Origin of the sequence: Haemophilus sp. SZY H35 (assembly GCF_018829705.1) — a bacterium.
GTDB classification, from domain to species: domain Bacteria; phylum Pseudomonadota; class Gammaproteobacteria; order Enterobacterales; family Pasteurellaceae; genus Haemophilus; species Haemophilus haemolyticus_K.
The window spans coordinates 137,683-151,541 of sequence record NZ_JAHKJZ010000003.1; the positions used below are offsets into that span (position 1 = coordinate 137,683).

Consider the following 13,859-nt stretch of genomic DNA (forward strand, 5'->3'; position numbering starts at 1 on the left):
ATTATGAACATCCTCATCATCGGAAACGGCGGTCGTGAACATGCCCTCGCTTGGAAAGTGGCGCAATCTCCATTAGCGAATAAAATTTTCGTTGCACCAGGCAATTCAGGGACAGCGTTAGAACAAAAGGTCGAAAACGTGAATATCGCCGCAACGGATATTCCTGCATTGGTTAAATTTGCCCAAGATAACCACGTAGGTTTAACGATCGTGGGGCCTGAAGCGCCACTTGTGATTGGCGTGGTGGATGCGTTTCGTGCAGCGGGTTTAAAAATTTTCGGACCAACGCAAGCGGCGGCGCAATTAGAAGGTTCAAAAGCTTTTACCAAAGATTTCTTAGCGCGTCATAAAATCCCAACGGCAGAATATCAAAACTTCACTGAAGTCGAACCGGCATTGGCTTACTTGCGTGAAAAAGGTGCGCCAATTGTCGTAAAAGCAGATGGCTTGGCGGCAGGCAAAGGCGTGATTGTGGCTATGACGTTGCAGGAAGCCGAAAACGCAGTGCGTGATATGCTTTCCGGCAATGCCTTTGGTGAAGCCGGCAGTCGAGTGGTCATTGAAGAATTTTTAGATGGCGAAGAAGCGAGTTTTATCGTCATGGTGGACGGCAAAAATGTCGAGCCTATGGCGACCAGTCAAGACCACAAACGTGTGGGTGAGAAAGACACCGGTTTGAATACCGGAGGCATGGGGGCTTATTCTCCTGCGCCTGTGGTGACACCTGAAATTCATAATCGCGTGATGCGTGAAGTGATCTATCCAACGGTCAACGGCATGGCGGCAGAGGGCAATATTTACACCGGTTTCTTGTATGCGGGTTTGATGATCATGCCGAATGGCCAGCCGAAAGTGATCGAATTTAACTGCCGCTTTGGTGATCCGGAAACCCAACCGATTATGTTACGTTTGGAATCGGATTTGGTGGAGCTTTGTCTTAAAGCCTGTGATGGCAAATTAGACGAAGTGAAATCCCAATGGAATCCGAAAGCTTCTTTAGGTATCGTATTGGCAGCAGAAGGCTATCCGGGCGATTATCGCAAAGGCGATGAAATCAGCGGTTTGCCTCAAAGTGCGGTCGAAAATGAGAAAGTTTTTTTGGCGGGCGTAGAAGCGAAAGCGGGCAAGTTAGTCACCAACGGCGGCCGCGTGCTTTGTGCTACGGCATTAGGAGAAAGCGTATTTGAGGCACAACAGAAAGCGCTGAAACTGGCTGAACAAATTCAATGGAACGGTCGTTTTTATCGCCGTGATATCGGCTATCGCGCTGTGGCTCGTGAGCAGAAAAAATAACTACATTTAATGTTAAGGGATCGAATGGATTATAAAAATAAAGAATTATGTCGTTTTCGTACCATAAGTTTTTTTCTAACGTTACATAAAAATAAAACGCAATGGGAAGACGCCCTTTATTCAGTCAAACGTGATGTGGATTTGTTATTGCCAGCTGTGCAGAAAGCAGGTTATACCTTGCAATCGATTCGAGTGATTACCAATCCCTTTGGTGAATATTTGGATTTAACCAATTTGCAGACGGCAAAAGCAGATTTGCAGTATTTAACGGAGTTACTGAATAAATTTAATGAAAGTGGAATTCGTCTTCGATTTGCAATAGGCGCGGCGAGAAATAAAGAGGAAATAGCGTTATTGCCAGAGTTAATCGCAGCTTATGGTGACTTGTGTAATGCCTGTGTTAATGTGCCATTAGATGAAAATGGCGTGTTAGATAATGAACTTATTGAGCAATCTGTTTATGCGGTACAACGGATTGCAAATATCACACCACGTGGCGAAGGTAACTTTAATTTTACTGTGAATTTTAACTGCAAGCCATTTATTCCTTATTTCCCCGCCGGTTATCATCTAAGTCATTTACCAAATAGTTTTGTCATTGGTTTAGAAACGCCTGATTTATTAGTCGAAGTATTAAAATCTGTACCCAAATCACCTCATAATCAATTTTATGCGGATTGTTATCAAGCGATGTCGCAAGCGTTGCAATATCATGTAGATCAAGTATTAGAGATGTTAAGTGCGGTCAAATTATCAGGTGAATTTGAATTTGCAGGCATTGATAGTTCGGCGGCACCATCTAAAAATTGTTCATCCATGACAAAAGTGTATGAATTAATGGGATTGCCCTATTTTGGTGCGGCTGGTTCAGTAGAGGTTTCTGCTTTACTGACAAAAGTCTTTAAATCAATCCAGCGTGTACCATTGGTTGGATTTTCTGGATTAATGTTGGCGGTGACAGAAGATTTAGGTTTAGCCGAAGGGACACAAAAACACTATTTTGATATTCGCGCTTTACTAACTTATAGCGCCGTATGTGGTATCGGTTTAGATACGGTTCCTGTGGCGGGAAATGCTAAGGCTGAAAGCATCGCAGCTATTATGCGTGATACGGGAACGATGGCATTTCGCTTAAATAAACCGCTAACTGTGCGTTTATTCCCCATTCCGAATAAGATTGCAGGTGAAATATCCGAATTTGAGAGTGATGATTTATGTAACTGCCGCCTTTTACATATTCCGGATTAAAAAAAATTTTCCCTACTTTGTATTGATGAATGTTATCTCTACTGTTAGTAAAAGAAATATCTCATGAGAAAATTAATATTGGGTAGTCTTGTCGCCGTATTGCTATCGGGATATGCAACGGCACATCAGCAAACCGAACAGAAAAAAGCGTTGGTAGGCGATTGGATGCGTCATATGAAACCAGCCGCCAAGGAGCCTTTGCCAGTTGAGCATTTTGATTATGTCACTTATCGAGCGGATCAAACCGTGCTGATGCGTGGTATCTCTCAGATTGATACAAAAGAAGGTTGGATGCGCTATTTATTGCAAGCCAAAGCCAAATAGCAGGCAAGTGATGGTAAGTTATGATTTTACCGTTCGTCTATTTAAAACCGCCCATTCACCACTAGTCGCAAAAATTATTGAACAATCTCCAGAATTTAAAGAATTAGATAAGGAATTTGTTTCACCTTGTAATAGCTGTGGTAATCATTTGGATATGAAGATTAAAATGAAAAGCCCAACAAGGATGACCAATTTTAATACTTATACGAAAGAAACCAGCCAATGCCGTAAACTTGGTGCTGGCGAGAAAACAAAAGAAGTTAAACTAATTGAGACATTAGTGAAAGAAAAAAGCCTGATTTAGATAAATGAATGTTTTTCATTGTAATAATGAAAAATATGATCGAAATTTTTGATTAAGTTTTTACTTGGAAACAGATAAACTATGCACAAATAATTCAAACAAAGAGGAAAACACAATGTTTAAAAAGAGCATGAACATCGCTGATTACGATCCGGTTTTATGGCAAGCCATTCAAGATGAGAATCGTCGTCAAGAAGAACATATTGAATTAATCGCTTCTGAAAACTATGCCAGCCCGCGCGTAATGCAAGCTCAAGGTTCACAATTCACTAATAAATACGCTGAAGGCTATCCAGGTAAACGTTATTACGGTGGTTGTGAGTATGCAGACATTGTGGAACAGCTAGCAATTGACCGTGCGAAAGAATTATTTGGTGCAGATTACGTGAATGTTCAACCGCACTCTGGCTCACAAGCAAACGCAGCTGTGTATGGTGCATTGATTAATGCGGGCGATACTATTTTAGGTATGGATTTGGCTCACGGTGGGCACTTAACTCACGGTGCAAAAGTAAGTTTCTCTGGCAAGATTTATAACTCTGTGCTTTATGGAATCACTGCGGATGGCTTAATTGATTATGAAGATGTTCGTCAAAAAGCATTAGAATGTAAGCCAAAACTTATCGTTGCGGGTTTCTCGGCTTATTCACAAGTTGTGGATTGGGCGAAAATGCGTGAAATCGCAGATGAAGTTGGTGCGTATTTATTTGTGGATATGGCGCATGTAGCGGGATTAATTGCAGCGGGTTTATATCCAAATCCATTGCCTCATGCACATGTTGTGACAACAACAACCCATAAGACATTGGGCGGTCCGCGTGGTGGTTTAATCCTTTCTTCTTGCGGTGATGAAGAAATTTATAAACGCTTACAATCTTCTGTTTTCCCTGCAAACCAAGGTGGCCCATTGGTTCACATTATTGCGGCGAAAGCGGTATGTTTCAAAGAAGCATTAGAGCCAGCTTATAAAGAATATCAAGCAAACGTGATTAAAAATGCGAAAGCAATGGTAGAAGTGTTTAAACAACGTGGTTATGACGTGGTTTCAAATGGCACAGAAAACCATTTATTCTTAGTCAGTTTCATTAAACAAGGATTAACAGGTAAAGCAGCTGATGCGGCATTAGGCAAAGCAAATATTACAGTGAATAAAAATGCTGTACCAAACGATCCGCAAAAACCATTTGTTACTTCAGGTATTCGTGTAGGTACACCATCTGTGACTCGCCGTGGTTTCAATGAAAATGATGTTCGTGAATTAGCTGGCTGGATGTGTGATGTTTTAGATGCTTTAGGCAAAGAAAATGAAGAACAAGTGATTGCTGAAACTAAAGAAAAAGTCTTAGCAATTTGTAAACGTCTTCCAGTTTATCCGAAATGATTTATTTTCTTTCGTTGATTATATGGTTAGCGGCGATCAATATCGCCGCTTATTTTTTTATGTGGAGAGATAAAATTCGGGCCATGCGTAACGAGTGGAGAATTCCTGAAAAAACGTTTTTTCTTCTAAGCCTTTTAGGTGGTTTTATGGGAATGCATTTGGCCATGAAACATTTTCGTCATAAAACGCTGCATTTTAGTTTTAAATTTATTGCTGTTATTAGTGCATTTCTTTGGGTTATCGTTTTTCCATGGTTATATTTTTCTTTTATTTTTCAATATGTAAAAGCATGGTGATTTAGATAAACTAATTTGTTATGGTTCACTAACTATTGGCTTGGAGAACTGATTTTTACTAGCGTTATTTTGTATAATATTGGAAATTTTTTATGGGAAATCATATGACTTATATTGTTGGCTTAACTGGTGGAATTGGTAGTGGTAAAACAACGATTGCTAATTTATTTGCCGATCTTGGCGTACCTCTAGTGGATGCGGATGTGGTTGCTAGAGAAGTCGTCGCGAAAGATTCCCCCTTATTGTCTAAAATTGTTGAGCATTTTGGTGCTCAAATTTTAACGGAACAAGGCGAGCTTAATCGTGCGGCTTTACGAGAGCGAGTGTTTAACCATGATGAAGATAAATTGTGGTTAAATAATCTTTTACATCCCGCTATTCGTGAACGAATGAAACAACAATTAGCTGAACAAACTGCGCCTTACACATTATTTGTCGTCCCTTTATTAATAGAAAATAAATTGACAGCACTTTGTGATCGTATTTTGGTGGTGGATGTGAGTCCACAAACTCAACTTGCTCGTTCAGCTCAACGAGATAACAATAATTTTGAGCAAATTCAACGAATTATGAATTCTCAAGTTTCTCAACAAGAGCGTTTAAAATGGGCAGATGATGTGATTAATAATGATGCTGAACTGGCCCAAAACTTACCGCACTTGCAGCAAAAGGTGCTAGAATTGCACCAGTTTTATTTACAACAAGCGTAAAATAAAAATGTCTGACGAAATTATTGAAGTACCTTGTCCGATTTGCCAAAAATTGGTGCCTTGGACAAATGAAAGTACTTTTCGCCCTTTTTGTAGCAAACGTTGCCAGTTAATCGATCTTGGCGAATGGGCGGCTGAAGAAAAAGCGATTCCAAGTGATACTGCAGATTTTGCTATGGATCCAAATGTGAGTGACGAATGGAGCATTAAATAGAGATTAACCGATAGGAAACCCTATCGGTTAATTTTTATAAGTGCGGTCCTTTTTTGAGGATTTTCCCTAAGCATGCTATGCTAAACCTAATTTTATTATTCTAAAATGTGATTTTTATGCAACAAGATTATTTAAGCCAACAACGATTCTCCGATCTTCCTCTACATCCGATTGTACGAGATGCTTTGGCAAAAAAAGGCTTTGATTTTTGTACCCCAATTCAGGCTTTATCTTTGCCTATCAGTTTAAATGGACGAGATGTCGCAGGACAAGCTCAAACTGGTACAGGCAAGACAATGGCTTTTTTAACGGCTACTTTTCACCATCTTTTAACTCAGCAAGATCCTAATCTTGAATATCCTCACCCAAGAGCTTTGATTTTAGCGCCTACTCGAGAATTAGCAGTGCAGATTAGTAATGACGCAGAATTTCTTGCAAAAGCAAGTGGATTAAAGACCGCACTTGCCTATGGTGGCGATGGTTATGATAAACAACTACAGGCGATTGAGCGTGGCGTAGATATTTTGATTGGCACGACGGGACGAGTCATTGATTATGTGAAACAAGGCGTGATTTGTTTAGATGAAATCCAAGTTGTTGTGCTAGATGAAGCGGATCGAATGTTCGATCTTGGATTTATCCGTGATATTCGTTATTTATTGCGTAAATGCCCCGCTCCGCAAGCTCGTTTAACGATGTTATTTTCAGCGACGCTTTCTTATAAAGTGCGTGAATTAGCATTTGAAGATATGAATGATCCTGAATATATTGAAATTGAACCAGAACAAAAAACAGGACATCGAATTAAAGAAGAGCTTTTTTATCCATCTAATCAGGATAAAATGGCACTTCTCTTAACCTTAATGGAAGATGAATGGCCTGAGCGCTGTATTGTGTTTGCGAATACGAAACATCGTTGTGAAGAAATTTGGGGTTATTTGGCGGCTGATGGGCATCGTGTTGGTTTATTGACTGGCGATGTAGCACAGAAAAAACGTTTATCGTTATTAAAACAATTTACTGATGGTGATTTAGATATTTTAGTGGCAACAGATGTGGCCGCTCGTGGCTTGCATATTTCTGATGTGACTCATGTTTTCAATTATGATTTACCCGATGATCGAGAGGATTATGTTCACCGAATCGGTCGTACTGGACGAGCAGGGGACAGTGGTGTTTCTATTAGTTTCGCTTGCGAAGAATATGCGATGAATTTACCCGCTATTGAAGAATATATTGGCCATTCTATCCCAGTGAGCCAATATGAAACAGAAGCCTTGCTTGAACTGCCGAAACCATATCGGTTAAAACGTGCAGTACCACAGCAAGGACATACAAGACATCGTTCTTATCACACAAAATAGTGATATAATTTTTTAGTCTCAATAATTAATAAGGAAATCATTATGGCCATTTTAGTGACAGGTGGCGCCGGTTATATCGGTTCTCACACAGTTGTAGAATTATTAAATGCTGGCAAAGAGGTGGTGGTATTAGATAATCTTTGCAATTCATCGCCAAAATCCCTTGAGCGTGTAAAACAAATTACAGGCAAAGAAGCAAAGTTTTATGAAGGTGATATTTTAGATCGTGCTTTGTTACAAAAAATCTTTGCAGAAAATGAGATTAACTCTGTTATTCATTTTGCAGGGTTAAAAGCCGTAGGGGAAAGTGTTCAAAAGCCGACAGAATATTATATGAACAATGTCGCTGGCACCCTTGTATTAATTCAAGAAATGAAAAAAGCAGGCGTTTGGAACTTCGTATTTAGCTCATCTGCAACGGTTTACGGTGATCCAAAAATTATTCCAATTACAGAAGATTGTGAGGTCGGCGGTACAACTAATCCTTATGGTACATCTAAATATATGGTTGAACAGATTTTACGCGATACAGTAAAAGCAGAACCAAAATTTAGCATGACTATCTTGCGTTATTTTAATCCAGTTGGGGCGCATGAAAGTGGTTTAATTGGTGAAGATCCAAATGGTATTCCAAATAATTTGTTGCCTTATATTAGCCAAGTTGCCATCGGTAAATTAGCACAACTTTCTGTATTTGGTAGTGATTACGACACTCATGATGGAACAGGCGTGCGTGATTATATTCATGTAGTGGATTTAGCAGTAGGGCATTTAAAAGCGCTTCAACGTCATGAAAATGATGCAGGTTTACATATTTATAACCTTGGTACAGGCCATGGTTATTCCGTATTAGATATGGTAAAAGCCTTTGAAAAAGCCAACGACATTACAATTGCATATAAACTTGTAGAACGCCGCCCGGGTGATATTGCGACATGCTATTCTGATCCTAGTTTAGCTGCAAAAGAACTTGGTTGGGTGGCAGAACGTGGTCTTGAAAAAATGATGCAAGATACGTGGAACTGGCAGAAAAATAATCCAAAAGGGTATCGAGATTAATATTCTCTAATATTTGTTTTTCTTTTTTAGGAAGAAGAACGCTAAACATTGGGGGATGCGATTAAAAATCCCCCTAAGTTTTACACTTATCCTAATTGAAAGGCGAAGTTTCTAAAATACAACCAAAATTAACCGCACTTTATGTCAAATTCCCTTTCTTCCCAAATTTTTACGCGCAAAATGTTGATTTGCGTATTCACAGGTTTTAATTCTGGTTTGCCATTATTTGTGTTATTGCAAATGTTGCCTGTTTGGCTGACAGATAAACATCTTTCAATTGAGCTTATTGGTGCGGTAACCGGTGTGATGTTGCCTTATGGATTGAAATTTTTGTGGGCACCATTATTGGATCGTTATTTCCCGAGTTTTTTAGGGCGTCGTCGTAGCTGGATGCTGCTTTCACAAGTGGTATTATTGATTTTACTTTACATAATTAGCCTTTTTGATCCGCTCACACAACTGAGCACGGTGGCAAATATTGCTTTGCTTATCGCTTTTTTTTCAGCCACACAAGATATCGTGTTGGATGCGTATCGTCGTGAAATTTTGAGTGATCATGAATTAGGTTTGGGAAACACTATTCATATTAATGCTTATCGAATTGCGGGATTAATTCCAGGTGGACTATCGCTCTATTTGGCGGCGATTTATCCTTGGGAAACGGTATTTTTATGGACCGCACTTTGTATGTTAGCAGGCATCTTCATGACGTTATTTTTAGCAAAAGAGCCCAAAATAGACATGCAGCAAACTAATCAGCCTTTCTATCAAGCATTTTGGATTCCATTACAAGAATTTTTTCAGCGTAAGGGCATTATTCAGGCTATCGGTTTTTTACTGTTTTTGTTTTTATATAAGTTCGGGGATTCTTTTGCCACAACGTTACAAACCAAATTTATTTATGATATGGGATTTAGCAAAGAGGATATAGCCATTGTTGTAAAAAGTACCGCACTTTGGTCAAGCATTTTATCTGGGCTTGCTGGTGGTGTGATCATGCTAAAACTGGGTATTAACCGTGCATTGTGGCTATTTGGGTTGGTACAGATGGTAACAATCGGTGGGTTTATTTGGTTGGCTGCTTTCGGACATTTTGATGTTATTACATCTGCCGAGTTATGGAAACTGGGTGTTGTGATTGCAGCCGAATATATCGGCGTTGGACTTGGCACCGCAGCTTTTGTGGCTTTTATGGCGCGTGAGAGTAATCCTCTTTATACCGCAACACAGCTTGCACTTTTTACGAGCCTTTCAGCTTTGCCAAGTAAAGTGTTAGGTATGCTTTCTGGTTATGTTGTGGGAGCCGTGGGGTATTATCAGTATTTTTGGTTTTGTTTATTTTTAGCGATTCCTGGCATGCTTTGTTTATTTTGGGTAGCGCCTTGGAATCAAGAAAATAATACGGCCAATTCACTATAAAAGTGCGGTAAAAATTATAAAAAATTTGACCGCACTATGCTTTATCAGTATCTTAATCACGTTTTTTATTAATGGAGATTTTTATGAAAATTATTCTTTTAGGTGCACCGGGCGCAGGTAAAGGCACTCAAGCACAATTTATTATGAATAAATTTGGTATCCCACAAATTTCAACTGGCGATATGTTCCGTGCTGCAATTAAAGCAGGGACTGAACTTGGAAAACAAGCTAAAGCATTAATGGATGAAGGTAAATTAGTACCGGATGAATTAACCGTTGCCCTTGTAAAAGATCGTATTGCACAACCTGACTGCGCAAATGGTTTCTTGTTGGATGGTTTCCCTCGTACCATTCCTCAAGCGGATGCATTGAAAGATTCAGGCGTTAAAATTGACTTTGTTTTAGAATTTGATGTACCAGACGAAGTGATTGTTGAACGTATGAGCGGTCGCCGTGTACACCAAGCATCTGGTCGTTCTTACCACATCGTTTACAACCCACCAAAAGTGGAAGGTAAAGATGATGTAACAGGTGAAGATTTAATTATTCGTGCAGATGATAAACCTGAAACTGTATTAGATCGTTTAGCCGTATATCATAAACAAACCAGCCCATTAATTGATTATTACCAAGCCGAAGCGAAAGCGGGGAATACTCAATATTTCCGTTTAGATGGTACACAAAAAGTGGAAGAAGTTAGCCAAGAGTTAAATAAAATTCTAAGCTAAAATTAACCGCACTTTTTGATATCGAGAAGTGCGGAATATTCCTTAACATGTCTAAAATCCCTAGTTTTATCTTTTAATGATTTACCTCGTGTAAATTCCTGACCTGAAATCAGACAAAAGAGAATATTATGACAACCCAATTCAAACCAGAATTACTTTCCCCTGCTGGCTCTCTCAAAAATATGCGCTATGCTTTTGCCTATGGGGCAGATGCTGTTTATGCAGGCCAACCACGTTATAGCTTACGTGTACGCAACAATGAATTTAATCATGCCAATTTAAAAATCGGGATCGATGAAGCCCATGCACTTGGCAAAAAATTCTATGTAGTGGTGAACATTGCACCGCATAACTCCAAACTCAAAACCTTTATCAAAGATTTACAACCTGTGATCGACATGGGCCCTGATGCCTTAATTATGTCTGACCCAGGCTTAATCATGTTGGTGCGTGAAAACTTCCCGGATATTGATATTCACCTTTCTGTACAAGCGAATGCGGTAAACTGGGCAACGGTAAAATTCTGGAAACAAATGGGGTTAACCCGTGTGATTTTATCGCGCGAATTATCCATTGAAGAGATAGCAGAAATTCGCCAACACGTGCCCGATATCGAACTCGAAATTTTCGTACACGGTGCGTTATGTATGGCGTATTCTGGCCGCTGCTTGCTTTCTGGCTATATCAACAAACGCGACCCAAACCAAGGCACTTGCACCAATGCTTGCCGTTGGGAATACAAAATGGAAGAAGGCACGACGGATGAAGTAGGCAACATCGTGCCTAAAATCGATCCTGCTCAACAAATCGAAGTGAAAAATGTGGCACCAACCTTGGGTGAAGGTGCAGTAACGGATAAAGTCTTCCTTTACACCGAATCACAAAAGCCAGATGAGCAAATGACCGCTTTTGAAGATGAGCACGGCACCTACTTTATGAACTCAAAAGATCTGCGTGCCGTACAACACGTGGAAAAATTGACCGCACTTGGTGTGCATTCTTTAAAAATCGAAGGTCGTACTAAATCATTCTATTATTGCGCAAGAACCGCACAAGTTTACCGCAAAGCCATTGATGATGCGGCAGCAGGAAAACCATTTGATGAAAGCTTAATGGATACCTTGGAATCCCTTGCTCATCGTGGTTATACCGAAGGTTTCTTACGTCGTCATACGCACGATGAATACCAAAATTACGAATACGGTTATTCTATTTCTGATCGTCAACAGTTTGTCGGTGAATTTACTGGTAAACGTAACGAACAAGGTATGGCTGAAGTGGCTGTGAAGAACAAATTCCTACTTGGTGATGATGTAGAAATGATGACCCCTCAGGGGAATATCAATTTCAAAATTGAAAAAATGCTAAATCGTAAAAATGAAGCAGTTGATGCAGCACTAGGTGATGGGCATTTTGTGTTCTTAGACGTACCACAAGATATCAACTTAGACTACGCCTTATTAATGCGTAATTTAGTCAATAGCAATACAAGAAATCCACATAATTAAATGATAAAAAATTATTTGTTAAAAAAATGTTGCATTTTTGTATTTTATTATTATAATACACCACATACCTGATTTGTTAATTCAACAACTCATAGTATGACTCCAAATATTTTTGCCCTTTCAGCTTTTGAAAGGGCTTTTTTATCCTTGAATTTAAAGCCCTAACTTATTCATTTCTTTAATTACAGAGTCCACTTGGATCTGAGCCATTAAATCTTTTCCTTTTAGTTTTGTTACCCAAGGTAATAGATAGGATGGTTTTCCAAATTCTTTTTGTGCATTCTCTTCATAAACAGAGACGACATTAGACAAATTATGATAAGGGCCCGTACGTAATGGATTGTGATAAGCATATAAACCAATAACAGGCGTATTTTGAGCCGTTGCAATATGTGCTGGGCCAGAATCAGGCGATAAAACTAAATCTACTTGAGAAATTAAGGCAGCAAGTTGCTTCAAGTTAGTTTTACCTGAGGCATTAGTTGGTTTAAAGTCACAAAGTGCTATGATTTTTTCAACCATTTCTAATTCACGCTTTGAGGGGGAACTACAAAAAATAACATGAATATTACGTTTATTTGCAAGATTTGCAACCTCAGCATAACGTTCAATGAGCCAATCTTTTTCTACTTTACTAGAGCAAGGAGAGATCAGTAAATTTTTACGTGAAGGATCGATAAATTGATATGCATATTCACTTTCCTGGGGAGAGATTTCAAGTTTCCAGGTTAATTTAGCTTTTGGCACACCAATATATTCTGCAAAAGCCATAAAACCGTCTAAGACATGAGGTGAATCAGGATCATTTACTTGACGATTAACAAATAGCCATTGTCCCTCTCGTGATCGTTTTTTACCAAACCCAATTTTATATTTAGCTTTAATTCCTAAGGAAATAATAGAAGCACGAAATGCAGTTTGCATATTTAACAAGGCATCAAAGTGTTGATTCTTTAACGTTTTCCATAATGAGAAAAGACCTTTCCAACCGGTTTTCTTATCATAAGGAATCAGAGTAATATTAGGAATCCCCTCTAATAAACCGAATTCTGTTTTACCTACAACCCAAGTAATTTGGGTTTGAGGATAATAAGCCTGAATATGTTGTATGACAGCAAGGGCATGACAAACATCTCCTACAGCAGAAAGGCGGAGAATACAAAGTGATTTGGGAGCACGAGTGAAAAGTGACATTTGCAATCCTTTCTCATTTAATTTGGATGTATTTTAAAGTAGAATAAGGACATTTTCTATCATCCAATTCCACTAATATGCACTCATTCCAACAGGGTAATGAATATTTTATCTTCAGTTTTGACCGCACTTTTAACGATAAAAGTAACTTCTTTAAACCTAAATTCTGGCAAACTCAAAAAAGAATTATTGGGACTGCAAAAGGCCGAGGCACAACTTATTTTCTACAAACAGAAGATTATCTAGGCGTAAACTGCGCACTGAGACATTATTATCGCGGTGGATTATGGGGAAAATTCAACAAAGATCGTTATTATTTCTCCTCTCTCAAGAAGACCCGTAGTTTTGCTGAATTTTATTTACTACAACGCTTATATGAATCAGGGCTCCCGGTTCCTAAACCTATTGCTGCACGAGTTCAAAAGGGAAAATTTGGGATCTGCTATCAAGCGGATATTTTGACAGAAAAAATTGAAAATGCTCAGGATTTATCCCTACTATTACAGGCAACCCCTTTACCAAAAGAAATCTGGACTCAAATAGGAAAATTAATTCGTCAATTACATGATCAGCAGGTTTGCCATACAGATTTAAATGTACATAACATTCTAGTTCAACAAATAAAAAATAGAAAACAATGTTGGTTATTAGATTTCGATAAGTGCACTATAAGATCGGGAGATAGTTGGAAAACAGATAACTTGAATCGATTACACCGCTCTTTTACAAAAGAAATTAAAAGAATGAAGATTCAATTTACAAAACAAAATTGGGCAGATTTAATCGAAGCCTATAATCAACCTCAAGAATAAAGGAT

Annotated in this window: 15 protein-coding genes; 14 read left to right on the forward strand and 1 reads right to left on the reverse strand. The window is 38.9% G+C overall.

Features of this window, described 5'->3' with window-relative positions; genetic code table 11:
* The first annotated feature begins 3 nt into the window (after nt 1-3).
* From purD to trhP, 13 genes are all read left to right on the forward strand, one after another.
* Nucleotides 4-1,293 carry a phosphoribosylamine--glycine ligase gene (gene purD, locus KP710_RS06565; protein ID WP_048953476.1) on the forward strand — a complete coding sequence of 430 codons (1,290 nt, stop codon included), beginning with the start codon at nt 4-6 and terminating at the stop codon, nt 1,291-1,293.
* Nucleotides 1,294-1,317: 24 nt separating this feature from the next.
* Nucleotides 1,318-2,541 (forward strand): DUF711 family protein, encoded by a 1,224-nt coding sequence (locus tag KP710_RS06570; RefSeq protein WP_048953475.1) that lies wholly within the window; start codon nt 1,318-1,320, stop codon nt 2,539-2,541.
* Between the two features lie 63 nt (nt 2,542-2,604).
* Nucleotides 2,605-2,865, forward strand: coding sequence for a hypothetical protein (locus KP710_RS09420; protein ID WP_226385919.1), 261 nt, complete (start codon nt 2,605-2,607; stop codon nt 2,863-2,865).
* A gap of 7 nt (nt 2,866-2,872) precedes the next feature.
* Nucleotides 2,873-3,169, forward strand: a complete 297-nt coding sequence (locus KP710_RS09425) for a hypothetical protein (protein WP_239990460.1) — start codon at nt 2,873-2,875, stop codon at nt 3,167-3,169.
* 115 nt (nt 3,170-3,284) lie between these two features.
* Nucleotides 3,285-4,550 carry a serine hydroxymethyltransferase gene (glyA, locus tag KP710_RS06580; protein WP_048953474.1) on the forward strand — a complete coding sequence of 422 codons (1,266 nt, stop codon included), beginning with the start codon at nt 3,285-3,287 and terminating at the stop codon, nt 4,548-4,550.
* On the forward strand, nt 4,547-4,846 hold the full coding sequence (locus KP710_RS06585; RefSeq protein WP_048953471.1) for a DUF1294 domain-containing protein: 300 nt from the start codon (nt 4,547-4,549) through the stop codon (nt 4,844-4,846). The genes glyA and KP710_RS06585 overlap by 4 nt, the downstream gene beginning before the upstream one ends.
* A gap of 104 nt (nt 4,847-4,950) precedes the next feature.
* Nucleotides 4,951-5,556 (forward strand): dephospho-CoA kinase, encoded by a 606-nt coding sequence (gene coaE / locus KP710_RS06590; protein ID WP_048953527.1) that lies wholly within the window; start codon nt 4,951-4,953, stop codon nt 5,554-5,556.
* 7 nt (nt 5,557-5,563) lie between these two features.
* Complete coding sequence (gene yacG, locus KP710_RS06595) at nt 5,564-5,770, forward strand: DNA gyrase inhibitor YacG (RefSeq protein WP_048953469.1); 207 nt, start codon at nt 5,564-5,566, stop codon at nt 5,768-5,770.
* 116 nt (nt 5,771-5,886) lie between these two features.
* Nucleotides 5,887-7,134, forward strand: a complete 1,248-nt coding sequence (gene rhlB, locus KP710_RS06600) for an ATP-dependent RNA helicase RhlB (RefSeq protein WP_048953468.1) — start codon at nt 5,887-5,889, stop codon at nt 7,132-7,134.
* Between the two features lie 42 nt (nt 7,135-7,176).
* Nucleotides 7,177-8,193: a UDP-glucose 4-epimerase GalE gene (galE, locus tag KP710_RS06605; RefSeq protein WP_048953467.1), complete on the forward strand. Its 1,017-nt coding sequence runs from the start codon at nt 7,177-7,179 to the stop codon at nt 8,191-8,193.
* A gap of 141 nt (nt 8,194-8,334) precedes the next feature.
* On the forward strand, nt 8,335-9,612 hold the full coding sequence (locus KP710_RS06610) for an MFS transporter (RefSeq protein WP_080351556.1): 1,278 nt from the start codon (nt 8,335-8,337) through the stop codon (nt 9,610-9,612).
* Nucleotides 9,613-9,695: 83 nt separating this feature from the next.
* Nucleotides 9,696-10,340 carry an adenylate kinase gene (gene adk, locus KP710_RS06615; RefSeq protein ID WP_048953463.1) on the forward strand — a complete coding sequence of 215 codons (645 nt, stop codon included), beginning with the start codon at nt 9,696-9,698 and terminating at the stop codon, nt 10,338-10,340.
* A gap of 128 nt (nt 10,341-10,468) precedes the next feature.
* Nucleotides 10,469-11,848: a prephenate-dependent tRNA uridine(34) hydroxylase TrhP gene (gene trhP / locus KP710_RS06620; RefSeq protein WP_048953461.1), complete on the forward strand. Its 1,380-nt coding sequence runs from the start codon at nt 10,469-10,471 to the stop codon at nt 11,846-11,848.
* Between the two features lie 153 nt (nt 11,849-12,001).
* Here the strand turns inward: trhP and KP710_RS06625 are convergent, their stop codons facing one another.
* Nucleotides 12,002-13,042: a glycosyltransferase family 9 protein gene (locus KP710_RS06625; protein ID WP_048953459.1), complete on the reverse strand. Its 1,041-nt coding sequence runs from the start codon at nt 13,040-13,042 to the stop codon at nt 12,002-12,004.
* Nucleotides 13,043-13,119: 77 nt separating this feature from the next.
* Between KP710_RS06625 and KP710_RS06630 the strand changes: the two genes are divergently transcribed.
* Nucleotides 13,120-13,854, forward strand: a complete 735-nt coding sequence (locus KP710_RS06630) for a 3-deoxy-D-manno-octulosonic acid kinase (protein ID WP_048953458.1) — start codon at nt 13,120-13,122, stop codon at nt 13,852-13,854.
* The last annotated feature ends 5 nt before the right edge of the window (nt 13,855-13,859 follow it).